The organism is Kitasatospora sp. NPDC057500, assembly GCF_042802195.1.
Classification (GTDB): domain Bacteria; phylum Actinomycetota; class Actinomycetes; order Streptomycetales; family Streptomycetaceae; genus Kitasatospora.
In genome coordinates this window covers 1-23,022 of record NZ_JBHVER010000135.1, presented here as the reverse complement: position 1 = coordinate 23,022, position 23,022 = coordinate 1, and the positions used below count along the sequence as shown (strand labels likewise).

The 23,022-nt window shown below is 75.1% G+C and carries 22 protein-coding genes; 11 read left to right on the top strand and 11 right to left on the bottom strand.

Annotation, left to right across the window (positions count from 1 at the left end; genetic code table 11):
* Positions 1-40: 40 nt before the first annotated feature.
* Positions 41-487, bottom strand: a complete 447-nt coding sequence (locus tag ACFU74_RS25250) for a peptidoglycan-binding protein (protein ID WP_380760587.1) — start codon at positions 485-487, stop codon at positions 41-43.
* Between the two features lie 316 nt (positions 488-803).
* On the opposite strand from ACFU74_RS25250, the gene ACFU74_RS25245 reads away from it, so the two are divergent.
* Positions 804-2,186 carry a cytochrome P450 gene (locus ACFU74_RS25245; RefSeq protein WP_380760585.1) on the top strand — a complete coding sequence of 461 codons (1,383 nt, stop codon included), beginning with the start codon at positions 804-806 and terminating at the stop codon, positions 2,184-2,186.
* Between the two features lie 53 nt (positions 2,187-2,239).
* Entirely contained in the window at positions 2,240-2,602 is a 363-nt protein-coding gene (locus tag ACFU74_RS25240) for a hypothetical protein (protein WP_380760583.1), read from the top strand.
* Positions 2,603-2,658: 56 nt separating this feature from the next.
* On the opposite strand, the gene ACFU74_RS25235 is transcribed toward ACFU74_RS25240, so the two are convergent.
* From ACFU74_RS25235 to ACFU74_RS25225, 3 genes are all read right to left on the bottom strand, one after another.
* On the bottom strand, positions 2,659-3,012 hold the full coding sequence (locus ACFU74_RS25235) for a zinc ribbon domain-containing protein YjdM (protein ID WP_380760581.1): 354 nt from the start codon (positions 3,010-3,012) through the stop codon (positions 2,659-2,661).
* A gap of 93 nt (positions 3,013-3,105) precedes the next feature.
* On the bottom strand, positions 3,106-4,653 hold the full coding sequence (locus tag ACFU74_RS25230; protein WP_380760578.1) for a threonine/serine exporter ThrE family protein: 1,548 nt from the start codon (positions 4,651-4,653) through the stop codon (positions 3,106-3,108).
* Positions 4,654-5,005: 352 nt separating this feature from the next.
* Positions 5,006-6,211, bottom strand: coding sequence for an amidohydrolase (locus ACFU74_RS25225; protein WP_380760575.1), 1,206 nt, complete (start codon positions 6,209-6,211; stop codon positions 5,006-5,008).
* A 177-nt stretch (positions 6,212-6,388) separates the two neighbouring features.
* Between ACFU74_RS25225 and ACFU74_RS25220 the strand changes: the two genes are divergently transcribed.
* Both ACFU74_RS25220 and ACFU74_RS25215 read left to right on the top strand, forming a co-directional pair.
* Entirely contained in the window at positions 6,389-6,880 is a 492-nt protein-coding gene (locus ACFU74_RS25220; RefSeq protein ID WP_380760573.1) for an HPP family protein, read from the top strand.
* A 142-nt stretch (positions 6,881-7,022) separates the two neighbouring features.
* Positions 7,023-8,216, top strand: coding sequence for a hypothetical protein (locus ACFU74_RS25215; RefSeq protein ID WP_380760571.1), 1,194 nt, complete (start codon positions 7,023-7,025; stop codon positions 8,214-8,216).
* Between the two features lie 60 nt (positions 8,217-8,276).
* On the opposite strand, the gene ACFU74_RS25210 is transcribed toward ACFU74_RS25215, so the two are convergent.
* A complete protein-coding gene (locus ACFU74_RS25210) occupies positions 8,277-8,864 on the bottom strand; it encodes a hypothetical protein (RefSeq protein WP_380760569.1) in 588 nt (195 codons plus the stop codon).
* Between the two features lie 247 nt (positions 8,865-9,111).
* Positions 9,112-9,636, bottom strand: a complete 525-nt coding sequence (locus tag ACFU74_RS25205; protein ID WP_380760567.1) for an ArsR/SmtB family transcription factor — start codon at positions 9,634-9,636, stop codon at positions 9,112-9,114.
* A gap of 104 nt (positions 9,637-9,740) precedes the next feature.
* On the opposite strand from ACFU74_RS25205, the gene ACFU74_RS25200 reads away from it, so the two are divergent.
* Entirely contained in the window at positions 9,741-10,745 is a 1,005-nt protein-coding gene (locus ACFU74_RS25200) for a S41 family peptidase (RefSeq protein ID WP_380760565.1), read from the top strand.
* Positions 10,746-10,780: 35 nt separating this feature from the next.
* Here ACFU74_RS25200 and ACFU74_RS25195 read toward each other — a convergent pair whose 3' ends face one another.
* On the bottom strand, positions 10,781-12,010 hold the full coding sequence (locus ACFU74_RS25195) for a cytochrome P450 (RefSeq protein WP_380760563.1): 1,230 nt from the start codon (positions 12,008-12,010) through the stop codon (positions 10,781-10,783).
* A gap of 156 nt (positions 12,011-12,166) precedes the next feature.
* Here ACFU74_RS25195 and ACFU74_RS25190 point away from each other — a divergent pair, with 156 nt between their 5' ends.
* The 4 genes from ACFU74_RS25190 (at position 12,167) to ACFU74_RS25175 (ending at position 17,786) form a co-directional block, all read left to right on the top strand.
* A complete protein-coding gene (locus tag ACFU74_RS25190) occupies positions 12,167-12,334 on the top strand; it encodes a hypothetical protein (RefSeq protein ID WP_380760561.1) in 168 nt (55 codons plus the stop codon).
* A 277-nt stretch (positions 12,335-12,611) separates the two neighbouring features.
* A complete protein-coding gene (gene abc-f / locus ACFU74_RS25185) occupies positions 12,612-14,246 on the top strand; it encodes a ribosomal protection-like ABC-F family protein (protein WP_380760559.1) in 1,635 nt (544 codons plus the stop codon).
* A 155-nt stretch (positions 14,247-14,401) separates the two neighbouring features.
* Positions 14,402-16,636, top strand: a complete 2,235-nt coding sequence (locus ACFU74_RS25180) for an MMPL family transporter (RefSeq protein WP_380760557.1) — start codon at positions 14,402-14,404, stop codon at positions 16,634-16,636.
* 46 nt (positions 16,637-16,682) lie between these two features.
* Positions 16,683-17,786: a glutamate--cysteine ligase gene (locus ACFU74_RS25175; RefSeq protein WP_380760555.1), complete on the top strand. Its 1,104-nt coding sequence runs from the start codon at positions 16,683-16,685 to the stop codon at positions 17,784-17,786.
* Positions 17,787-17,915: 129 nt separating this feature from the next.
* Here the strand turns inward: ACFU74_RS25175 and ACFU74_RS25170 are convergent, their stop codons facing one another.
* The 3 genes from ACFU74_RS25170 to ACFU74_RS25160 form a co-directional block, all read right to left on the bottom strand.
* Positions 17,916-18,167, bottom strand: a complete 252-nt coding sequence (locus tag ACFU74_RS25170) for a hypothetical protein (RefSeq protein WP_380760552.1) — start codon at positions 18,165-18,167, stop codon at positions 17,916-17,918.
* Positions 18,168-18,231: 64 nt separating this feature from the next.
* On the bottom strand, positions 18,232-18,510 hold the full coding sequence (locus ACFU74_RS25165; protein ID WP_380760550.1) for a hypothetical protein: 279 nt from the start codon (positions 18,508-18,510) through the stop codon (positions 18,232-18,234).
* Positions 18,511-18,610: 100 nt separating this feature from the next.
* On the bottom strand, positions 18,611-19,072 hold the full coding sequence (locus tag ACFU74_RS25160; RefSeq protein WP_380760548.1) for a pyridoxamine 5'-phosphate oxidase family protein: 462 nt from the start codon (positions 19,070-19,072) through the stop codon (positions 18,611-18,613).
* Between the two features lie 1,292 nt (positions 19,073-20,364).
* Here ACFU74_RS25160 and ACFU74_RS25155 point away from each other — a divergent pair.
* Positions 20,365-21,351, top strand: a complete 987-nt coding sequence (locus tag ACFU74_RS25155; RefSeq protein WP_380760546.1) for a YihY/virulence factor BrkB family protein — start codon at positions 20,365-20,367, stop codon at positions 21,349-21,351.
* Between the two features lie 5 nt (positions 21,352-21,356).
* Here ACFU74_RS25155 and ACFU74_RS25150 read toward each other — a convergent pair whose 3' ends face one another.
* On the bottom strand, positions 21,357-22,427 hold the full coding sequence (locus ACFU74_RS25150) for a mechanosensitive ion channel family protein (RefSeq protein ID WP_380760544.1): 1,071 nt from the start codon (positions 22,425-22,427) through the stop codon (positions 21,357-21,359).
* A 223-nt stretch (positions 22,428-22,650) separates the two neighbouring features.
* On the opposite strand from ACFU74_RS25150, the gene ACFU74_RS25145 reads away from it, so the two are divergent.
* On the top strand, positions 22,651-23,019 hold the full coding sequence (locus ACFU74_RS25145; RefSeq protein WP_380760542.1) for a PRC-barrel domain-containing protein: 369 nt from the start codon (positions 22,651-22,653) through the stop codon (positions 23,017-23,019).
* Positions 23,020-23,022: the final 3 nt, after the last annotated feature.

Below are 23,022 nucleotides of genomic sequence, written 5' to 3'. Positions count from 1 at the left end.
GGCCCGGGCCGCTCTGTCCTGCGGCGTGGGAGGAGACCGGTCAGCACCAGCCGAGCTGGGCGAACGCCTTCCAGGCGGCCCTGGTCTTCGATCCGGCGACGCCGTCGATGCCGCCGGTGTCGTAGCCGAGGTCGACGAGGAAGCGCTGGAGGGCGCGGATGGTGTTGGGGCCGACCGCGCCGTCGACGGTTCCGGCGTTGTAGCCCAGCTCGTTGAGGAAGCTCTGCCAGGCCTTCCAGCTGCTGGTGCCGAGCTGGCCGTCGATCGCGCCCGGGTTGTAGCCGGCGTCGCGGACGTAGCACTGGACGCTCTGGGCCTCGGCGGTGGTGAGGCCGAGGTTGTTGACGGCCCGGACGCCGACGGTCCGGGCGGGGGCCTGCGGGGCGGACGCGGCGGAGGCCGCGGTGGCGCCGGCGAGGGTGCCGATGCCGAGGGTGGCGGCCGTGAGAACACCCACCAGCGCCTTCGTGAGCCTGTTCGATGCCATGGGCTTTACTCCCTCGTACGGGGAATCGGGGCGAGAGCGACGCTAGCACCGATTGCATGCGAATATCCGCGCGCATTCCATAATTCCGAGCAGTGCTACGCAAGATCCGAAACCGCCGGAACTTGTTCGGGAATTCCTGGATCCATGCAGTTCAGGAGAGGTGACGCCGATTCGGATCGACACCCACCGACTGATCCGTACACGGAATGGGAATTGGCGGACCGGCGGCGCGTTACCACCCGTCCGGCCGAGCGCGCGGACATGTGGGCGCGCGCGCCGGTTGTCCGCCGCCCGCCGGGGCGCCTACCCTGCTGCTGTGTCCTCGTCAGCGCGGGATGCCGCGACCACGACCTATCGACACGGGACGCTCCCGGGGGCGGTGCCGCTGCTCGGGCACCTGCCCGCACTGGCGCGCGATCCGGCGCGCTTCCTGGCGCGGCTGCACGAGTACGGCGACCTGGTGGAGCTCCGGCTGGGGACGTACCGCCTGGCGGTGCCCTGCCATCCCGAACTGCTGCGGCAGGTCTACGCCGACGACCGCACCTTCGACAAGGGCGGGCCGATCTACGGGCGGTTCCGGGAGATCCTCGGCAACGGGCTGGCGACCTGCGCCCACGCCGACCACCGGCGCCAACGCCGCATGCTGCAACCGGAGTTCCGCCCCGAACGGCTGTCCGCGTACGCCGCCGTGATGAGCCGGGAGGCAGCACTGCTGGCCGACTCCTGGCGGCACGGAGAGGTGGTGGACGTCTTCCCCGCCTGCTACCGCTTCACGCTGCGGGTGGTGACGCGCACCCTGCTCGGCACCGAGGTGCCGGACGCGCTGGCCGAGCGGCTCCAGCACGCCTTCGAGACCGCGTTCGCCGGCGCGCTGCGCAAGCTCTGGATGCTGCCCACCGGGCCCGGCTACCGCACGGCCGTCCGCACCCTGCGGCGGACCGTCGCCGGCCTGGTGCGCGAGCACCGGGCGCACGGCACCGGCCGCACCGACCTGCTGGCCGGACTGGTCGCCGCCCGCGACGAGGACGGCTCGACGCTCACCGACTCCGAACTGCACGACCAGGTCGTCGCCATGCTGCTGGCCGGCACCGAGACCACCGCCTCCCAGCTCTCCTGGACGCTGCGCCTGCTGATGGCCCACCCCGAGGTCCTGGCCGACGTACAGGCGGAGATCGACGCGGTGCTGGCGGACGGCCGCGCCGCGCAGTGGGCGGACCTGCCACGGCTCCCCCGCACCGCCCGGGTGCTGACCGAGGCCCTGCGGCTCCACCCGCCCGGCTGGGTGCTGCTGCGCGCCTGCACCCGCGAGACGGAGCTCGGCGGGCGCGTCCTGCCGCGCGGCAGCCAGGTGCTGATCAGTCCGTACGTGGCGCACCACAACCCGCGGATCTTCGCCGACCCGGCCGTCTTCGACCCCGACCGCTGGCTGCCCGAACGGGCCGCCGCCCTGCCGCGCTGGGGGTTCGCCGGGTTCGCCAACGGGCCCCGGCAGTGCCTCGGCGCCGACTACGCCCGGGCCGAGGCCGCGATCGCGCTGGCCACCGTCCTCGCCCGCTGGCACCCGGCCCCGGTGGCGGGCCGACGGGCGGACGACCGCCCGGTGCGGCTGACCACGGTGCTGCGACCTCAGCGGTTGCGGCTGCGGCCGCTCGCCCGCGGGACCGCCCCGGCCGGCCGACCGCGCCCCTCGATCGGGTGATCCGCCCACGGCAGGACCGGGCATTGTCGTACGCCTGCCCTAGCGTCCTCGCCATGACTCCTGTGACCGCAACCACACCGGACACCACCCCCGCACCCGCCCATCGGGACGCCAGCGGGCACCCCGCCCTGGACGGTTCGCCCGTCGCCCGCCTCACCGGCACCCTGCGCGAGGCGCTGCTCGGGCTGGCCGCCCGGCTCGACCCGGCGGGCACGGCGGCCGACCCCGAGTGGGCGGTGTGCACGGCGCTGCGGCTGGTGGTGGCCGGGGCCTACGACACCGCCGAGCCCGGCGAGGAGCCGGGGCTGCTCTACGTCACGCCGCCGGTCGCCGAGCTGGGCAGCCGTCCGGTGTGGCTGGAGCGGGCGCGGCGCGGCGGGCCGATCACCGCCAGGTTCCCGGCCGACCGCTGCTGACGTCCGACCGCTGCTGACCGCCGACCGGCACAGCCGCCCGGTCGCCCCTCGGCGGCTCAGGCCTTCTTGACCACGCTGGACTTGAGCTGCATGGCGCCGAAGCCCTCGATCCGGCAGTCGATGTCATGCCCGTCGACGCCGTCGACCAGGCGGATGTTGCGCACCTTGGTGCCGGCCTTGATGCCGGAGGCGCTGCCCTTGACCTTGAGCGCCTTGACGACGGTCACGGTGTCGCCGTCGCTCAGCACATTGCCGACCGAGTCCTTGACGACCCGCTCGCCGGACGCGGCCTCGCCGCCGCCGGCGGCGGGGTCCCACTCGTGGCCGCACTCCGGGCAGACCATGCGGGCGTCCATCTCGTAGGTGTACTCGCCGGAACACTCGGGGCAGGCGGGGAGGTTGTCGCTCATGTGATTCAGACTGTCCAGTCGCTCGAAGGTGCCGGGCCGATGCCGGTCCACCGGCACGACAGCATCTATGAACATGAAGAATTTTTCAACCGCTCAGCGGCGGTGGCGGCCCCGCCGGGCGCGCCGGCGGACCGCCGGGGCCGGGGCCAGGACCGGAGGCGGTGCCAGGACGGGAGCAGGGGCCAGGACCGGAGCAGGGGCCGGCGCGGGGACCGGGGCAGGGGCCGGCAGGCAGAGCCGGGCGGCCTCCCGGCCGAGGTTGACGCCGATGGCGAGCGCCATGGCCATGGCGCAGGCCTGGGCCATGCCCCGCAGACCGGCCTCGGCGTCGCCTCGGACGAAGGCGAGCAGCGCGAAGTAGAGCACCGAGCCGGGCAGCAGCGGCCCGAGCGCCGCCGTCACGTGCGGAAGCGCGGAGCTTCCCCGGTGGCGGGCCAGCACCTGGCCGGAGAGCCCGACCAGCCCGGCCGCCAGCGCGGCGGCGGCGATCGGCTGCCGGCCCGCGCCGACCAGCACGCCGTACGTCGTCCAGCCGGCCGTGCTGTTCAGCATCACCGCGGGCAGCGCGCCCGGTTCGGTGTTCAGCATCACCGCGAAGGCCAGGCTGACCAGGACGGCCGCCACGAGCTGGAGCGGCGGATTGGACGCGCCGACCGGGAAGTCCCTGGCCGCGAGGTCCGCGCCGTGATTGATGCCGACGTAGAGCACGGCCGTCACCCCGATCACCACGCCGGTCATCAGGTACAGCGCCTCGACCATCCGGGCGGCGGCCGTGAGGTAGAAGCCCGCGAGCCCCTCCTGCGCCGCGGCGACCAGCCGCCACCCGGGCAGGAGCGCGTACAGGCCGCCGGTGATCACCGCCGAGCCGCGCAGGTGGAGGCCGTTGAAGGAGAGCAGGATGCCGATCAGCGCGGCCGGTGTCGCGGCCAGCACGAACTGGTAGAACTCCGGGAGGTCGTGCCGCGCGACCAGCACGGCGAGCCGGTCGCCCACCATGGCGGCGACGAAGGCGCTGGTGAACACCAGCGCGGCCCGGGCGTCGGTGCGGCCGCCGACCAGCACCGTCGCCGCCCCGGCGAGCAGCCCGCAGGACAGCGCGACCAGCCACCCCGGGTAACGGTGGCCGCCCAGGAGCCCGGCCGCGAGCCGGCGGTGGGCCTCGTCCACGTCGATCCCGCCCGCCGAGATCGCGGTGACCAGCCGGAACAGCACCGCCAGCCGTGCGTAGTCGCCGGACGGGCGGCGCACCGACCGCTCCGCCGTCAGCGGCGGCTCGGACGGGCCCGGCCGACAGGAGACGGCGACCCGGGTGAAGGTGACCTGCGGGTCGCACGGGTGGACGCCGTAGGCGCGTGCCACCGCGAGCATCGCCGCCTCGACGTCCTCCGCCGCCTCGCCGCTGGCCAGCAGCAACTCCCCCACCAGGAGGGCGAGGTCCAGCACCGCCGCCAGCTCCGCCGGTCCCGGTCGGTGGGCGCCGAGCGGCTCGGGGAGCAGCGGGCGGGCGGCGGTGGGCGTGCGGAGCAGCGGGAGCATCCGGTCGGGCCAGGCGGTCGCGCCCGGGCCGGTGCCGACCGGCTCGTTCGCGACGGTCCCCGTGTCGGCCGGGTCACCGAGGGGCGGCCGGGCCTGGGGCGGCACCGCGGCCGCCTCCTTCGCCGGCCGCGCCGGCGGCCTGGCTCCCCTGACGGGTCCGGACGGCGCGGCGGGCCGGGGAGGTCCAACGGGGCCGCCGGGCTCGGCGCGCGGGCCCAGCTGTTCGTGTTCCGGCATCGCCGCTCCCTGGCCAGCACCCCCACTTTTCGGGTCGCCCAGTGTATGCGAACGACTACCCGCTGCGACCGCCGGGTGAACGCGCCACGCGCACGCAGGCGCACCGGGGTGGAGTGAAGGCGGACGGTTCGCGCCGGTCGTCTCCGGACGCGCCACGGACACCGTCTTCGCCACCGCGTTCGCCCCTGCCTTCGCCTCCGCCCGGGGCGCGTCCGGACCGTCAGCCGAGGAGGCGGCCGTCCCGGGCGACCACACTCCCGGCGCGGACGACGACCTCGCGCGCCGGGAGGTCGACCACGACCTGCGGCAGGCACTCGCCGGCCAGCAGCATGAAGTCCGCGGGGGACCCGGGCCGCAGGGTGGCGCGCGGCAGGTCGAGCAGGTCGGCGCCGCCGTCCGCGGCGAGCGCGAAGCAGTCGGCCAGCTCCTGGTCGGTGCGGGCGTCGGTGGTCCAGCCGAGCAGGTGGGCACGGTGCAGCATGTCGGCGTTGCCGAAGGGGCTCCAGGAGTCGCGCACGCCGTCCGAGCCGAGGCCGACCCGCACGCCGCGCGCCTGGAGCTCACGGAACGGCAGTACCTGGTGCGCCGAGGGGGCGACGGTGGTGAGGCCGACGCCGGCCTCGGCCAGCCGGTCGGCGAGCGCGCCCAACCGGTCGCCGGCCAGTTCCGGGACGCAGAAGGCGTGGCTGACCACCACGCGCCCGGCCAGGCCCGCGGCCTCGGTGCGCGCGGCGATGTCGCGCAGCGGGTCGAGGCCGCGCTCGCCCTGGTCGTGCAGGTGGACGTCCAGCCGCAGGCCGTGGCGTTCGGCGAGGTCGAAGACGAGGTCCAGCTGGGCGGGGCCCTCGCCGTCGGGCCCGCCGTCGAAGCCGGCCGGGTCGATGCCGCCGACCGCGTCGATCAGTCCGCTCGCCGCCGCCTCGGCCAGCAGCTCCCCCGCTCCGGGCGTCCGGCGGACGCCGTGCTGGGGGAAGGCGACCAGCTGGACGTCGAGCACCCCAGCCAGCCGCTCGCGCGCCTCGGCCAGCCCGGTCACCCCGGCGAGCCCGTACGCGGGGGCGACGTCGACGTGCGCCCGGACGGCGCGGGTGCCGGACGCCACGGCGTGGGCCAGCAGCCGGTGGGCGCGCTCGGCGAGCGGGGTGCGCTGGTGGTGGTAGAGGTCGACGTCTCCCTGGACGTACTCGGGCAGCGCGCCGGCCGGGCGCCGGCTGTACCAGGGCTCGCCCCAGGCGGTCTTGTCCGGGTGGATGTGCGCGTCCACCAGGGTGGGCAGCGCGATCCGGCCCCCGCCCTCCACGACGTCCGGCTCGGCGCCGTCCGGCAGGCGCTCGACCAGCACGCCGTCGACGGCGATCAGGTCGACGGGCCGCTCGGCGCCGTACGGGCGGACGTTGCGGAAGACGGTGGCGGCGGTTCCGGCCATGGGGGGTCAACCCTCTCTACGGGCATGGTCGCTGGGGTGGTCGGGCTGCCGCCGCGGGCACCGGTCCGTCCACGGAGTGTCCGATGATTGTCCAACTGGCGAAACATCCCACCTTTTCTTGCAACAGTCTGTTTATCATCCCCGGGTCCCCCGTTCCCCACCCGGAGCCGCTCCCGCATGTCCACACCGCCTCCCGCCAAGGCCCCCCGTCCGCATCCGCTGCACGCCCTGCGGGCGTCCGCCTTCGCCATCGGGGCGCTGCTCCTGCTGGCCGGCATCGGCGTGCTGGTCCACCAGCCGCTGCTGATACCCCCGGTCGCCGCCAGCGCGGCCCTGGTCCACGGTGCGCCCGGGCTGCCGATCTCCCAGCCTCGCAATCTGATCGGCGGCCACCTGCTGGCGGCCCTGATCGGCTACGCGACGCTCGCGGTCACCGGCAGCACCGCCTGGGGCGCGGCGATCGCCGCCGGGCTCTCGCTGGGCGCGATGATGCTCTGCCACGTCTCGCACTCCCCCGCCGTCGCCAGCGCGGTGGTGGTGGTCCTCCAGTCGCCGGACGCCTGGCCGTTCCTTCCGCTGCTGGCCCTCTCCACCGTCCTGCTGGTGGCGATCGGCCTGCTGCCGGGCCGGATCGGCGGGCACCCGGTCCGCTACCCGCTCTCCTGGTGAACGCCGCAAGCGGGTCATCCGATCGGATGACCCGCTTGTCAGCCGACCGGCGCCGCCGAACGGGCCGGGCCGCCGATCCCGGGCGGGCCCCGAGGGGGCAGGCTGGGTCGGGCCCGACCCGCGCCCCGTGAGGAGCCCCGCGTTGTCCATCCGCCCCCCGGCACCGGCCGCCGCACTCGCCGCGCTGGCCGCCGCCGCCCTGCTCGCCGGCTGCGCCGGGCCCGCCGCCGAGCCCGCACCCGCCACCGCCTCGGCGACCTCCCCGGCGACCGCAGCTCCGACCGCCACCCTGCCGCCGGCCGCCGAGCCCGAGCCCGCCCCGTCCCCGTCCTCCTCCCCCACCCTCCTCGTGAGCGACTTCGGCGCGGACACCGTCACCTTCGTCGACCCGGCCCGCGCCGGGGCCGAAGCCGACCTCGGCTCGGTCCGGGTCGGCACCGCCCCGTACGGGCTCGCCGTCGCCGCCGACGGCACCGCGTGGGTGGCCACCGCCGAGGGCGTGGCCGCCGTGGACACCGCCACCCGCACCCGCACCGCGCTGATCCCGTACACCACCCGCACCGGCCCGGTGTCCACCGGCGAGTACCGCGGCGGCGGCATGGGCCTCGCCCTCTCCCCGGACGGCAGCCGGGTCTACGTCGGCGTCAACGTGCCCGGCGGCAACGGCACCCTGGAGGTCGTCGACACCACCGCCCGGAAGGTCACCGAGGTCGTACCGGTCGGCCGCCGCCCCTTCGACGTGGACGTCTCCGCCGACGGCGGCCGGGTCTACGTCACCGACCACGACTCCTTCGACGTCACCGCCGTCTCCACCGCCACCTGGCAGACCCGCCGCATCGAGGTCGCCCCGTACGGCACCGCGGGCGGCCTCGGCTCCTGGCTCAAGCCCCACTACACCGCCGTCCGCCCCTCCGACGGCGCGCTGCTGCTGCCCTTCGAGGGCGAGCGGCTCGCCGTCGTCGACCCCGCCACCGGCCGCGTCACCGTCGAACCGATGACCGCCAACACCCACCAGCACGGTGCCACCACCGCCCCCGACGGCACCCTCTACGTCGTCGGCACCGGCCCGATCGACCCCGCCGCCGACGCCGGCCCCTCCCTCACCATCCGCTCCCCCGACGGCACCGAACGCGTCGTCCCCCTCGACGGCCCGCACGAGAGCGTCACCCTCTCCCCCGACGCCCGCACCGCCTACGTCTCGGGCGGCTTCACCCGCGAGGGCGGCTGGGACGGCCTCACCCTGGTCGACACCGCCACCGGCCGCACCACCCGCCTCCCCGTCGGCCGCCTCCCCCTGTCCGTCGCCGTCCTGCCCACGGCCCGCCCCGGCGGCTGACGCCCCGGGCCCCGGCGCCCGCGCGCGGGCCGGGACCGCCGGCCCCGGCCCGCCGGGGCGTCAGCTGTGCGGCAGGACGAAGTTGTAGCCCTGGGCGCTGTGCGCGCCACCCGCCGGACAGACGCCGTCCGTCGGGTAGCCCCAGAAATACATCGAGAAGCACTTCTGACAGAACCGCCAGTTGCGCTGCGCGGTGGGCGTTTCCGGAACGTCGTGCGGCAGGACGAAGTTGAAGCCCTGCGCACTGTGCGCGCCACCCGCCGGACAGACGCCGTCCGTGGGGTAGCCCCAGAAGTACATCGAGAAGCACTTCTGGCAGAACCGCCAGTTACGCTGCGCGGTGGGGGTCTCCGGAACGTCGTAGGGCAGCACGAAGTTGAAGCCCTGCGCACTGTGCGAACCGCCCGCCGGACAGACGCCGTCGGTCGGATAGCCCCAGAAATACATCACGAAACACTTCTGACAGAACCGCCAGTTGTTCTGCGTGGCGGAAATCCTCGCCGGCGCGGGCGCCGGGGCGGCCTCGGCCCGGACGATGCCGGCCGCCCCCGCCAGGCCCACCGCGGTCGCGCCGACGGCGCCGCGCAGGAAGGTCCGCCGGCCGGAACCGGTGGTCGAACGCATGGCGGACGTACCCGACTGCTCCATGCTGGTCCTCCGTCGAGCTTGCCGTGGTCGTGCACGTGCACCGCGGCATCGGGCGCGCGGCCCCGGAAATACTCCCGTCGGGGATTACCGGCGTCAAGGAGAATTCCCGGGAACGAACGGCGGGGGCTCCGGAGGAAATTCCGGAGCGGGCGGTCGGCGGTCGGCTTTTGTGGCGCCGGACATCCCTGGGAACGGTGTTCCGGAAAACGGTCGGCGGAGTCACCGGGGACGGGACGGCGGCGCGGCGTCAATCACGCCCGGCGGCGTGCTCGTAGAGCGCGACCAGCACGCCGTGCACCGGCTCGCCCTCCGTGGCCTCGGCAGCCTCGTTCACCAGGTCCTGGAGCGCGGCGCCGAGCCGTGCCGCCTGGTCGGCGGTCAGCCGCAGGTGCCGCAGCACCATCAGCGGCTCCTGCGGCGCCTCGGCGCACTCCTCGGCCACCGCCCCCAGCAGCGCGGTGGCCGGCCCGGCGCCCCCTCCGGCCACGGTGATCCGCCGGGCGGCGCGCCGGTAGACGTGCTCGCTGCCGCCGCGCACCTTCCGGGTCTCCACGATCCGGACGGCACCGGCCTCCTGGAGCACCTTGAGGTGGTGCGCCACCGTGCTCTTGCGGCCGTCCACCGCCGCCGCCAGCTCGCCGACCGTCGCGGAGCGCCCGCCGAGCGCCAGCAGCAGCCGTTGGCGCAGCGGGTGGGAGAGCGCCTTGTACTGCTGCGGGCTCTCGATGGTGAGCCCCTGCTCCTGGTCCCGGTCCTGCCCCTGGTCGTCCATGGATAAAGCGTCCAACTTTCTTGACGCTTTCGCAAGCCGCGTGCTCTACTCGGCCTGACCGGATCGATCACCATCGATCGATCACCATCAGCGGGAGGCAGCTCATGACGCGGCTTCGGCAGGCCGAGATCACCGGGATCGTCACCGAGTTGCGCCGGCTCACGACCCGGCTCTACGTCTTCCCCGAGATCGGCGAGCGGATCGCCGAGGGCCTCGACGAGGCGCTGTCCCGGGGCCGGTACCGGGGGGCCGAGGATGCCGAGACGCTCGGGCGCCTGGTCACCGAGGACCTCCAGGCGGTCAACGGCGACGGCCACCTGCGGCTGAAGTTCCACCCGGACCCGATCCCGGCCGCGAAGGAGGACGGCGCCCTCCTCGCCGAGCTGGCCCGGGGCGCCGACCTCTCGCTCGGCGGCGTCCCCCGGGTCGAGCGCCTGGAGGGCGGCGTCGCCCTGCTGAAGCTCGCCCCGATCCTCTTCCCGCTCGACATGGCCGGCGAGTCGCTGAACGCCGCGCTCACCCTGGTCGCGCGGGCCGAGGCGCTGATCCTGGACCTGCGCGAGTGCGTCGGCGGCCACCCGTACACGAGCGCCCACATCTGCGGCCACCTCTTCGACGAGCCGACCCACCTCAACACCCTCTACGACCGCCAGGACGGCTCCGAGCAGCAGTTCTGGAGCCCCGCGCTACTGCCCGGCCCGCGCTTCGGCGGCGCCAAGCCGGTCTACGTGCTGATCAGCGGGGCCACCTTCTCGGGCGGCGAGGAACTCGCGTACAACCTCCAGCAGCGCGGCCGCGCCGTGGTGGTCGGCGAGGTGTCCGGCGGCGGCGCCAACCCCCGCCGGGGCTTCACCCTGCACCCCCACCTGGAGGCCACCATCCCGGTCGCCCGCTCGGTCAACCCGGTCTCGGGCGGCAACTGGGAGGGCACCGGGGTGGTCCCGGACACCGCGACGGACCCGGCCCGGGCGGACGAGGTGGCCCACCGCGCGGCGCTGGCCGAGGTGGCCCGGCTCGGCGGCGGCTCCGCGTCGGCCGAGGAGGCCCGACGGGCGCTCGGCGGCCCGGCCGAGGACCGTCCGGCATCGGGGCCGGACGCCAGGCTCTGACGTCCGGCCCCGGCCCCCGGCCCCGGGCGCCGGCTTCAGGCCGCGCCGTGGAGCAGCACGGGCAGGGTGCGGTGGCCGTTGGAGATCAGCGACTCGACGGGCCGCAGGTCGGCGTCCGGGGCGAGGACGAGGTCGGGGAAGCGGTCGAAGAGCCTGCTCAGGGCGGTGCGGCCCTCCAGGCGGCCGAGCGGGGCGCCGAGGCAGAAGTGCACGCCGTGGCCGAAGGCGAGGTGGTCCTTGTCGGCCCGGGTCAGGTCGAAGACGGCGCCGTCCGCGTGCCGGGAGGGGTGGCGCCCGGCGGCGGCGTAGGCGGCGAGGATCGCCTCGCCCCGGCGGACGGTCACCCCGCCCGGCAGCTCGATGTCCTCCACCGCGTAGCGCAGCGGCAGGTGGGCGACGGGCGCGTCGCGGCGCAGCGTCTCCTCGACCACGTCGTCCCAGCCGACCTCGCCCTCGCGCACCAGGGCGAGCTGCTCGGGGTGGGTGAGCAGATTGGCTATGCCGTTGTCGATCAGATTGACGGTGGTCTCGTAGCCGGCCGAGACGACCAGCAGCAGGGTGTCGATCAGCTCCTGCTCGCTCAGTCCGGCGTCGCCGCCCTCGGCGGCGCCCGCCTCGTTCTCGCAGGCGGCGATCAGCGCGGAGGTCAGGTCGTCGCCGGGCTCGCGCCGCTTGGCGGCGATCAGCTCGTTGATCATCCCGTAGAAGGACACCGCGTTGGCCTCCGACTCCTCGGGGGTGAGCGTGGTGTCGAAGGCACCGTCGACATGGGCCCGGAAGCGGTCGATCAATGCATCGGGCAGGCCGAGGAGTTGGGCGATGACCTGGATCGGCAGCGGGTAGGCGAGCCGCTCGCGCAGGTCGACCGGCGTCCCGGGCGGGGTCGCGGCGAGGCCGTCCAGCAGGGCGTCCGTCAGCTCCTCGACGCGGCCGGTGAGCGCGTTGATCCGGCGGGCGGTGAAGGCGGTGCCGACCAGTCGGCGCAGCCGCCGGTGGTCGGCCCCGTGGGCGGTGAACATGCTGCGCACCGTCACCCACAGGGCCAGCGGCCAGGTGGCGGCGGCCTCGGGGAGGTCGGGCCAGTGCTGGTGTCCGTCCTTGGACACCCGGGGGTCCTTGAGCAGGTCCTCCAGCAGGTCCGGGTCGGCCACCGCCCAGGCCTTCACCCCCAGGATGTCGACGGGCGTCGCCGGTCCGCGGGCGTGCAGTTCGGCGGTCTCGGCGTCGCGGTCACGGCCGGTCGGGTCCAGCACGAGACGGTCCACGGGGGCTCCTTCGGTCGGACGGTGCAGGGGTGCGGCGCGCGGCGGGACCGCGCACGGGGATGAGCATGCCGCCGCGTGTCCACCGCGTCGAGAGGGCCTTCCCGGTGCGGACGACACCACTGCGGGGCACCACCCGAACAGTCGTCCCAGCGTCAGTTGACTGATGCGAGCAGCGGCTTCACCCCCGACAGTGGCTCGTACCGGCCGGCGCGGCCGCAGCACGGAGGGAACGAACACCGGACCCTGCCGGAGGTCGGCCACAACGTGCCGCAGGAGGCGCCCGGGGCGTTCGTGCGGGCCGTCCTGGACGCCGACCGGCTCTGACCGCGCACCCCGGCCGCGCGGGCCCCTGTGAAATCCACCTGCGGCGTGGGGCCCGTGCTGCTAGGGTGACGAGAACGTTGATCCCTAGTCGAGGAGACCGGACATGGTGGTGGACGACGACATCTCCGGGTGATCCCCGGACCGACAGGCCGCTCGCCGGTGCGCTGACGCACCGCTGCCGCGGCCCGGCTGTCGTCCCCTTCTTCCCCTTGTCCGCCCAGGGGACAGGTGTGTCCTTCCCTGCCCCCTGAAGCCGTCATCCCGTGAGGTCACCTTCATGTCCGGCGCTTCCGTCGTCTGCTCCAACCTGTCCTTCTCCTGGCCCGACGACACCCCCGTCTTCCAGGACCTCTCCTTCGCCGTCGGCTCCGGCCGCACCGGCCTGGTCGCCCCCAACGGCAGCGGCAAGAGCACGCTGCTGCGGCTGATCGCCGGCGACCTGCGGCCCACCGCCGGGTCGGTCACCGTGGACGGCGCCCTCGGGTACCTGCCGCAGAACCTCCCGCTGACCGCCGAGCTGACCGTCGCCGAGGTGCTGGGCGTCGCCGAGGTGGTCCGGGCCATCGACGCGGTGGAGTCCGGGGACGTCGACGAACGGCACTTCACCACCATCGGCGACGACTGGGACATCGAGGAGCGCACCCGCGCCCAGCTCGACCGCCTGGGCCTCGGCGCGCTCACCCTCGACCGCACGCTGCGCACCCTCAGCGGCGGCCAGATCGTCTCGCTGGGCCTCGCCGCCCAGTTGCTGCGGCGCCCCGACGTGCTGCTGCTCGACGAGCCCACCAACAACCTCGACCTGGAGGCCCGCCGCCGGCTGTACGACACCCTGGAGGACTTCCACGGCTGTCTGCTGCTGGTCAGCCACGACCGCGCGCTGCTCGACCGGATGGAGCGCATCGCCGAACTCGACCGGGGCGAACTGCGCCTGTTCGGCGGCAACTTCACCGACTACGAGGAGGCCGTGCGGGCCGAGCAGGAGGTCGCGGAGAAGAACGTCCGCAACGCCGAGCAGGAACTCAAGCGGGAGAAGCGGGAGATGCAGCTGGCCCGCGAGCGGGCCGACCGCCGGCAGAGCAACGCCGCCCGCAACCTCAAGAGCGCGGGCCTGCCGAAGATCTTCGCCGGAAACATGAAGCGCGGCGCGCAGGAGGCCGCCGGCCGGGCCGGCCAGGTGCACGCCGGCCGGGTCGGCGAGGCGAGGGCGCGCCTGGACGAGGCGGGGCGCGCGGTGCGCGAGGAGCAGCGGATCACGGTGGACCTGCCGGACACCCAGGTGCCCGCCGGGCGCACCCTGTTCCTCGGCGAGGGGCTGCGGGTGCGGCTCGGCGAGCGGGAGGTCTTCGCCGGCCCCGGCGTCGACCTGACCGTCCGCGGCCCCGAGCGGATCGCGCTGACCGGCGCCAACGGCGCGGGCAAGAGCACCCTGCTGCGCCTGCTCACCGGCGACCTCGCCCCCGGGGGCGGCGAGCTGCGGCGGGCCGACGGGCGCATCGCCTACCTCTCCCAGCGCCTGGACCTGCTCGACCCGGAGCGCACCGTCGCCGAGAACTTCGCCGCGTTCGCGCCGGAGCGGCCGGAGGCCGAGCGGATGAACCAGCTCGCCCGCTTCCTGTTCCGCGGCGCCCGCGCCCACCTGCCGGTCGGGGTGCTGTCGGGCGGCGAGCGGCTGCGCGCCACGCTGGCCTGCGTGCTGTGCGCGGAGCCGGCCCCGCACCTGCTGCTGCTGGACGAGCCGACCAACAACCTCGACCTGGTCAGCGCGGGGCAGTTGGAGAACGCCCTGAACGCCTACCGGGGCGCCTTCGTGGTGGTCAGCCACGACGAGCGCTTCCTGAGCGAGATCGGCATCACCCGCTGGCTGCACCTGGCCGAGGGCGAGCTGCGGGAGACGGCGGCGCCCGTGCGCTGACGGCACGCGGCGGGCGGCGGGCCGTTGCCCGGCGGGCCGCCGCGCACCGCCGGCGGGGCGACTACCCGCCGGTACCGGTGCGCGGCGCGACCCGCCGGGGAACGCTGCGCCGGATCGGCACCACTGCCGCGCAGGAGACACCCCGGGAGCCGTCCATGCCGCCGTCCAGCCGCCGCGACACCTCGGCCGCCGCGCCCGCCGCCAAGCGCGCGGGCCTGCGGCGCCTCGGCGAGTGGTGCGCGCGTCACTCGCTGCTGGTCATCGTGCTGTGGATCGTGGCGCTGGCCGCCGTCCAGGCCGCCAACAAGACCGTCGGCGGCAGCTACTCGGACGACTTCTCGCTGCCCGGCACCCAGGCCCAGCTCGGCAAGGACGTCCTCCAGGCGCACGAGCCGGCCGCCGCGGGCACCAGCTCCCAGGTGGTGCTGCACGACGCCCAGCCGCTGACCGGCTTCCAGCCCCAGATCGCCCAGGCCGTCTCCTCGTTGCAGCAGCTGCCGCACGTGCTCGGCGCGCAGAGCCCGCTGCCGCCGCCCGGGCAGCCCGCACCGCCCGGCGGACCGCTGTCCACCGACGGGCTGACCGGCTACATCACCGTCCGCTTCGACACCACCCCCACCCTGCTCGGCGACGAGTACCTGGACGGCGTGGACGCCGCCGTCGCCCCGCTGCGGGAGGCCGGGGTGCAGGTGGAGTACGGCGGACCGCTGGGCGAGCTGGCCCGGCCGGCGCCGGACGACCGCTCCAGCGAGGCGATCGGCTTCGCGGTGGCGATCGTGGTGCTGCTGGTCGGGTTCGGCAGCCTGCTCGCGGCCGGGCTGCCGCTGCTGACCGCGCTGTTCGCGGCGGTGGTCGGCCTCGGCGTGCTGGGCCTGATCGCGGCGCTGTCCACGTTCGCGACGGTCGCCCCCACCCTGGCGACCATGATCGGCATCGGCGTCGGCATCGACTACGCGCTGTTCCTGCTCACCCGGCACCGGCAGAACCTGATGGACGGCGTCGACCCGGTCGCCTCCGCCGGGCAGGCGGTGGCCACCAGCGGGCGCGCCGTGCTGGTCTCCGGCTGCACCGTGATCATCGCGCTGTCCGGGCTCTCGGTGTCCGGCATCTCCTTCATCGCCAAACTCGGCGCCGCCGCCGCGGTCACCGTCGTCTCGGCGGTGCTCGGCGCACTCACCCTGCTGCCCGCGATGATGGGCTTCCTCGGCCGCCACATGGACCGCATCTCCGTCCGCCACCCGATCGCCGAGACCGGAGGCGCCCCGGGCGGGGAGACCACCGGCGCCTGGCACCGCTACGCCCGGCGGGTCGAGGCGCACCCCTGGCGGTACCTGATCGCCGGGGTGGTCGCGCTCGTGGTGCTGGCGATCCCCCTGTTCTCCATCCAGCTCGGCCACATCGGCGACGGCGCCGACTCCACCGACTTCACCGACCGGCGTGCCTACGACCTGATGTCCGAGGCGTTCGGGCCCGGTTCCAACGGGCCGCTCACCCTGGTCGTCGACCAGAGCGCCGTGGCCGCCGGCGACCGCCCCGCCGTCCAGACCTCGGTGCAGCAGGCCCTCACCGGCCTGCCCGGCGCGGCGAGCGTCAGCCCGCTGCAGACCAGCCCGGACGGCGTGGTGCTGTTCAACACCGTGGTGCCGACCACCGCGCCCCAGGACCAGGCCACCACCGACCTGGTGAACCGGCTGTCGGACAGCGTGCTGCCGGACGCCGTGGCCGGCACCGGCGCCGAGACGTACGTCACCGGCAACACCGCGGCCCAGGTGGACTTCCTGGACATCGTGTCCAGCCGGCTGGCGCTGATCATCGCGGTGGTGGTCGGGCTCGCCTTCCTGATCATCCTCGCCGTCTTCCGCGGCCTGCTGGTCGCCGTCAAGGCCGCCGTGCTCAACCTGCTGTCGATCGCGGCCTCGTACGGGGTCCTGGTGGCGGTCTTCCAGTGGGGCTGGGGCGGGCCGGCGCTCGGTGTGGCGGGGAAGGTGCCGATCGAGAGCTACGTGCCGATGATGATGTTCGCCATCGTCTTCGGGCTGAGCATGGACTACGAGATCTTCCTGCTCTCCCGCGTCCACGAGGCCTGGGTGCGCACCGGCCACCCGCACGACGCGGTCGCGCACGCCCTGGAGATCACCGCCCGGGTGATCACCTGCGCCGCGCTGATCATGGTCAGCGTGTTCGCCGCGTTCATCGTCAGCGACAACATCGTCATCAAGATGATGGGCCTCGGCCTGGCCGTCAGCGTGCTGGTGGACGCCACCATCGTCCGCCTGCTGCTGGTGCCCGCCGTGATGACCCTGCTCGGGGCCTCCGCCTGGTGGACCCCGCGCTTCCTCGACCGGATCCTCCCCCACATCGACACCGAGGGCGAGGGCGAGAAGGCCTAGGCTCGACCGGGGGCGTGGAACGCGCGGTTCCGGGTAGCGGCGGTTCATGCTGACACTCGGAGTCGAGGAAGAGTACCTGCTGATCGATCCGCGGGACGGCACCCCCCTGCCCCGGGCGGCCGAGGTGCTGGCGGCCGCCGACCTCGCGCCGGCGCTGCGCCCCGAGGAGGCCCAGCCCGAGCTGCTCCAGGTCCAGGTGGAGACGGCCACCCCCGTCTGCGAGGACCTCCCGGCGGTGGCCCGGCACCTGTCGCGGGTGCGCGCCGGGCTGAACGCGGCCGCCGCGCAGCACGGGTGCCGGGTCGTCCCGGTCGGCGCGGCGCCGTTCGGGCTGGACGAACCGGTGCCGGTCACCGACGGCAGCCGCTACCGCCGGGCCCGCCGGGAGGCACCGGCGCTGGTCGACGACCTGATGCTCAACGGCATGCACGTGCACGTGGGCGTCGAGGACGAGGAGGAGCGGCTCGGCGCGCTGGTGCGGCTGCGGCCGTGGCTGCCGGTGCTGATCGCGCTGTCCGCCAATTCGCCGTACTGGCGCGGCCGGGACACCCATTTCGCCAGCTGGCGGACGGTCCACTTCGACCAGTGGGCGGTCAGCGGCCCGCCGCCCGCGTTCGCCGACGCCGCCGACTACCGGCGGCGGGTGGCGGCCCTCGGGGCGGCCGGGGCGATCGCCGACGAGGGGCAGGTCTACTGGCACGCCCGGCTCTCCAGCCGCTACCCGACGGTGGAGGTGCGGGCGGCGGACGTGCAGCTGACGGTCGCCGACACCGAGCTGTTCGCCGGCCTGGTGCGCGCCCTGGTCGTGCGCTCCGTGCTGGACGAACGGAACGGCGCGCCGCGCCCGGCCGTGCCCGAGGAACTGCTGCGCGCCGCGACCTGGCACGCCGCGCGCACCGGCCCGCGCGGCCGGCTGGTCTCACCCGTCAGCGGGACGGCCCGCCCCGCCGCGGACGTGCTGGCAGAGTTCCGGGCCCACCTCGCCCCCGGGCTGCGGGCCACCGGGGACACCGGGCGGATCGCGGAGCTGTGGACGGAGTTCGAGCGCACCGGCAACGGCGCCGACCGCCAGCGCCGCTGGTACGACGAGGGCGGCCGACAGGGCCTCACCGAGCACCTGATCGCATCCACCGTCCGCCCGGACCGGTAGCCCGCGACGCGTCCGCCGACGGCCCGTCTGCCGACGCACGGTCGGGCAGCCCGGCATGGGGGGTGCGGCGGCGGCTCGGGCGGGACCGGTCAGGGCCCGTCGGGATCGGTCGGGGTCGGTCGGGGTCGGTCACGGGCGGTCGTCCGGGTCGCCGCCGTCCGGGTCGCCGTCCGGCTCGTCCAGGTCGGACTCGTCAGGGTCACCGGAGCCGCCAGCCTCGCCCGGTGCCAGGCGCCGGGCCCGGCCGGGCTCGACGGTGGTGGCGTCGCCCCCGGCCTCGGCCGGGGCTTGCGGGGCCCGCCGTTCCCGGCCGCCCTCGCCGTCGTCCGTGTCGTGGTGCGGCGGCACGCCGCCCGCACCGCCCTGCGGGATGTCCTCCACCGTCTTCTCCTCGCCTCGTAGCGGAATCCCCCGGTCGTTTCGCGCGTGCCCGGGCCGCGCCGGGTCAATCCGCCGGGCGGCAGCGGAGCAGCAGGCCGAAGGCCGTGCCCATGAGCACGGCGCAGCCGCCGACGGACGTCCAGAACACCCCCGGCGCGCAGCCGCGCAGCCCAGCCGCCAGCAGGCCCGAGGAGAGCAGGCCGAGCGCCGGCACGCTCCGGGGGCGCGCCCCGCACAGCGCTTCCCAGGCGTGGTTGCGCAGCCGCAGGCCGGCGCCGCGCAGCGCCACGCGAGGGGCTCGGCCGTCCCCTGCCGCCGCCGTCCGTTCCCGCCGCCGGTCCACCGTGTCCGCCTCCTCGCGCTCGCCAAGTCCGTGCCGGGCGCTCGGCTTCCCCGCTTTCCCGGGCGCTAACGTCCGGGAACCGGCGCACGGGGCGGGCCGATCAGTCCAGCCACGCGCCGTCGCGCATGACGACCCTCCCCCGCAGCTCCGGCTCGCCGCGCCAGGCGCGCACAGTCGTCGGGACCACGCGGATGTAGACGAAGGAGCCCTCCTCTCCGCGCGGGTCCCACCCGAACTTGCCGGTGTACGCCTGCGCCGCGCCCGCGTCGACCTCCTGGTCGGGGAAGCACTCCGCCTCGCCCTGGAGGAGCACCACGTCGAAGGTGTCCGGCAGGCCCAGGTGCACGCGCGGCTGCGCGCGGAGGTTGCGCGCCGTCGCGGACGCCGCGGTGGTGCACAGCCACACGGCGCGCCCGTCCCAGAGGAACCAGAGCGGCACCTGATGCGGCCCGTGCTCGGGGTGGGCCGTCGACACCCACACATCCCGCTCGTTGTCGAGCCGTTCCAGGGTGTCGCGCTTGCGCTCCGCGGTCGTGCGGCGAACGGTCTCCGTGATCTTCATGACGACCGACCCTAGCCAGGCGGGCCCGGTGCGCACCTGGGGCGCGGGACCTACGTCCAGCGGCCGAGACACACCGCCCGCGGGGCCGCGCCCCGGGCCGGGGGCGGGGCTTGCGGGCGCGTTCGGTTGCGGCCCCGGGCTCCCCCTCCCCGTCGGACATCGGCCAGAAGGGGGCCTGCGGCCGGCGAATCCCGGCGAACCCGCAGTACCGGTCGTCCCCGCCGGTGAGAGCCGATCCGGCCGCCCGGCGCCCACCCGGCGGGCCACCGTTCCGGCCGCGGAGCAGCACCGCTCCCACGCCCGGAGCCGACGAGGCCCGGCGCCGCGCCCCAGGAACGGGACCGGGCCGTCCGCTTTCCGGCGGACGCGCTTCCGTGCGGACGTTCCGCTTCCGCACGCCGCGCGGGACACAAACGGACGAGCACGCTCGGCCGCCGCACGCTCCCACCCGAGGCGGGCGCCCGCAATGCGGTACGGCCCGTCGCGCCGTGCGGACATCGGACGGCCGCCCATGGATACCACCGGGGGTCACCGATCGCCGCCCCGTGAGCCGCACCCGCCCTCCCCGCACTTCCACGGAAGCCTCCCCTCGGATCCACCCGACAGCGTTCCCCTTGAGATCCACAACAACAGCGGCCGCGACACCCTCTGCTTCGCCGACGCCGGCGAGGCCGGCGCCGTCCGCCCCCCGGGCCTTCAGTTGCAGGAGGCCGCCGTGGGGCGGACGGCGTGGCCTCCGGTCACCGGAAGCAGCCGCTCCAGCTGCCGTTCACCGCCCGGTTGTCGAACCAGTGCCGGGAGTCCGTGCCGATCACTTCCAGCTGCACGAAGGCGCCGTTGTGGGCGTCGACCCGGAAATCGCTCGTGACGCGGCCGCCGAGACCACTTCGTCCTCCCGCTGACCCGTCCGCCCGTCCGGCGGGCGCGAGATGGCGTGCGAGGGCCCGGTCGCCCGGGGGCAGCGGACGACGGCTCCCGACGTCCACCGGCGCCGGGCCCTCGCCGCAAGCCTCGCCTCCGACTTGACGGTCCGTCACCGGTGACCGGCGGGTAACGGCCGTCCGGCCGGGCACGCCTGCCCCGAGGTCCGCCCACGGCTGCCCGCGCCCGCGACAACCGGCGAACGGGCCCACCCCGTCACACCCGGGCGACTCCCCGCCCCACCGGCAGCCCCCGGATCCCGGCGCGGCGCGCACCGCCCGAACGGGCAGCAGGACGCCGCACGCCGGTCCACCGGATCCAGCGGGGAGGACCCAGGTGTCCCGCCGCGCAGCGGGGGCAGACGCGCGGGCGTGAATCCGATCGAACGCGCCCTTCGCGCGCTGGACGGCCGCCAGCAACGCCACCGTCCGTCCGCCGTCGTGGTCGGTGTCCTCAAGAAGTACGGGGACGACCGCGGCGGCCTGCTCTGCGCGCTGCTCACCTACTACGGCTTCGTCGCGCTCGTCCCGCTGCTGCTCCTGCTCAGCACCGTGCTCGGCTTCGTGCTGCACGGCCATCCGGGCGCCCAGCAGGCCGTCGTGGACTCCGCGCTCGCCGACTTCCCGATCATCGGCGACCAGCTGCGCCAGAGCACCCACGCGCTCCAGGGCAGCGGCCTGGCGCTGGTCATCGGCGTGCTGGGCCTGCTCTACGGCGCCCTCGGCATCGCCCAGGTGCTCCAGCACGCGATGGCCGAGATCTGGAACGTGCCCGGCGTGCGACGGCCCGGCTACTTCCCCCGGCTGGCCCGCGGCCTGCTGCTGTTCGCCGTCCTGGGCACCGGCCTGCTGCTGACCACGGCCGGCGCCGCCCTGGTCGGCACCACGCTGGGCGGGCTGCCCGCGCGGATCGGGGCACTCGTCGTCTCGGCGCTCCTGAACACCGCGCTGTGCCTGGCGTGCTTCCGGGTCCTCACCCCCTCCGAGGTGCCGACCCGGTCGCTGTGGCCGGGCTGCCTGCTGGCCGGACCGCTGTTCACCGCGCTCCAGACGTTCGGCTCGCTGCTGGTCGCGCACCAGCTTCGGCACGCCGGCCAGGTCTACGGCTTCTTCGCGACGGTGATCGGCCTGCTGTCCTGGCTCTACCTGACCGCGCAGGTCACCGTCTACGCGGCGGAGACGGACGTCGTCCTCGCCCGCCGCCTGTGGCCCCGCAGCCTCCTCCAGCCTCCGCTGACCGACGCCGACGAACAGGTCCTCGCCTCCGTCGCCCGCCAGGAGGAACGCCGCCCCGAGCAGCACGTCGACGTCTCCTTCCAGGATCCCGACGACGGGGACGGCCCCGACAAGGCGGGGTGAGCGGCCTACCGGGCCGCGGGGTCCGGGCGGGTGGGGTCCGGGCGGGGGCCGGGGGCGTCGGTCACCGAGACCCGGGGGAGGGCGTAGGCGTGGTGGTCGCGGAGGTAGCCGATGAGGTGCTCGCGCAGCTGGCAGCGGAGTTCGTAGGCGTGGTCGGCGTTCGCGGCGGTGGCCAGGGCGCGCACCACGATGGTGGTGGGCGTGGTGTCGACCACCTGGAGGGCGCTGCCCTCGCCGTCCCACAGCGGGTTGCCGGCCAGGAAGGCGTCGAACTCCTCGCGGAGCTTGCCGACCGGGGCGTGGTGGTCGAGGTGGAGCAGGGCCGTGCCGGTGATCCGGCTGGAGCGGCGGGACCAGTTCTCGAACGGGCGGCCGACGAAGTAGGACATCGGCATCACGATCCGCCGCTGGTCCCAGGTCGCGATCACCACGGCGGTGAGGGTGATCTCCTCGACCGTGCCCCACTCCCCCGCGACCACGACGACGTCCCCGATCCGGGCGAGGTCGCCGAACGCCATCTGGACGCCGGCGAAGACGTTGGCGAGGGTGCTCTGCGCCGCCACGCCCGCCACCACGCCGACCAGGCCGGCCGAGGCGAGCAGGCTGGTGCCGATGCCCCGCACCGCGGGGAAGGTCATCAGGACGGCGCCCAGGGTCACCAGGCCGATCACCGCCTGGCAGATCCGGCCCAGCAGGTCGGCCTGGGTCCGGGCGCGGCCCGCCCAGTCGGGGTCCCGGCGGTGCACGGCGAGCCGGACCGTGCCGTCCACCAGCAGCGCCACCACCCGGGCGCAGAGCCAGCCGCCGCAGGCGATCGCGGCGATCAGCACCAGGTGCCGCAGGCCGTCCCGGGTGGCGAGCGGCGCGTCGATCCACGGCAGCGCGCCGAGCACCAGCAGGCAGGCCGTCAGCGCCAGCAGCGGGCGGCGGCACCGGGCGAGCACGCGCGGCACGCCGGTGCTGCGGCCGCCCGCCGCCAGCCGCCGGGCCGCGGCCAGCGCGGCCCGGTCCGCGCCGTACGCCAGGAGGACCGCCGCCAGGCCGGCCAGCGCCAGCCGTACCAGACTCCACCCCATGTCCCGCTCTCCTCTCGGGTCTCTCCTCGTGGGCGCCCGGGCGCACGCCCGACCCGCGGCCCCGTCTTTCCCGGCTCGGACCGCGCACACCTGGCATCTGCCACCTGCCGTCCACCGCCTGCCGCCGCGGTGGCATGGATCGCGCCGACCGGGGCACCCGACCCCCGCGCACCCGCCGCGCCGGGGCGCATCACCGGCCCAACGACGGAAGGGAGAAGGACACATGAACGAGGACGTCAACCTCTGGCGGTTCCGCGACACTTCCGGCCACACCGCCGGCACCGACCTCATCGGGTTCCACGTGGAGGCCGTCGACGGCCCCGTGGGCAAGGTCGACAAGCTCTCCGAGGAGGTGGGCTCGCAGTACCTGGTCGTCGACACCGGCCCGTGGATCTTCGGCCGACTGGTGCTGCTGCCGGCCGGCACGGTCATCCGGATCGAGATCGGCGAGCAGAAGGTCTACGTGGACCGCACCAAGGACGACATCAAGAACAGCCCCACCATGGGCGCCGCCGAGTCCGACCTGGGCCCCGACTTCCGCGACCGCTACGCGCTCTACTACTCCCCCTTCTACGGCGGCCACATCATGTGACGC

Excerpts from the sequence above, each read along its gene's own strand:
- ACFU74_RS25175 (WP_380760555.1), top strand. The coding sequence starts at position 16,683 with ATGCTGACACTCGGAGTCGAGGAAGAGTACCTGCTGATCGATCCGCGG.
- ACFU74_RS25210 (WP_380760569.1), bottom strand. The coding sequence starts at position 8,864 with ATGGAGCAGTCGGGTACGTCCGCCATGCGTTCGACCACCGGTTCCGGC.
- ACFU74_RS25180 (WP_380760557.1), top strand. The coding sequence starts at position 14,402 with ATGCCGCCGTCCAGCCGCCGCGACACCTCGGCCGCCGCGCCCGCCGCC.
- ACFU74_RS25150 (WP_380760544.1), bottom strand. The coding sequence starts at position 22,427 with ATGGGGTGGAGTCTGGTACGGCTGGCGCTGGCCGGCCTGGCGGCGGTC.
- ACFU74_RS25160 (WP_380760548.1), bottom strand. The coding sequence starts at position 19,072 with ATGAAGATCACGGAGACCGTTCGCCGCACGACCGCGGAGCGCAAGCGC.
- ACFU74_RS25235 (WP_380760581.1), bottom strand. The coding sequence starts at position 3,012 with ATGAGCGACAACCTCCCCGCCTGCCCCGAGTGTTCCGGCGAGTACACC.
- ACFU74_RS25145 (WP_380760542.1), top strand. The coding sequence starts at position 22,651 with ATGAACGAGGACGTCAACCTCTGGCGGTTCCGCGACACTTCCGGCCAC.
- ACFU74_RS25225 (WP_380760575.1), bottom strand. The coding sequence starts at position 6,211 with ATGGCCGGAACCGCCGCCACCGTCTTCCGCAACGTCCGCCCGTACGGC.
- ACFU74_RS25240 (WP_380760583.1), top strand. The coding sequence starts at position 2,240 with ATGACTCCTGTGACCGCAACCACACCGGACACCACCCCCGCACCCGCC.
- ACFU74_RS25220 (WP_380760573.1), top strand. The coding sequence starts at position 6,389 with ATGTCCACACCGCCTCCCGCCAAGGCCCCCCGTCCGCATCCGCTGCAC.
- abc-f (WP_380760559.1), top strand. The coding sequence starts at position 12,612 with ATGTCCGGCGCTTCCGTCGTCTGCTCCAACCTGTCCTTCTCCTGGCCC.
- ACFU74_RS25205 (WP_380760567.1), bottom strand. The coding sequence starts at position 9,636 with ATGGACGACCAGGGGCAGGACCGGGACCAGGAGCAGGGGCTCACCATC.
- ACFU74_RS25250 (WP_380760587.1), bottom strand. The coding sequence starts at position 487 with ATGGCATCGAACAGGCTCACGAAGGCGCTGGTGGGTGTTCTCACGGCC.
- ACFU74_RS25200 (WP_380760565.1), top strand. The coding sequence starts at position 9,741 with ATGACGCGGCTTCGGCAGGCCGAGATCACCGGGATCGTCACCGAGTTG.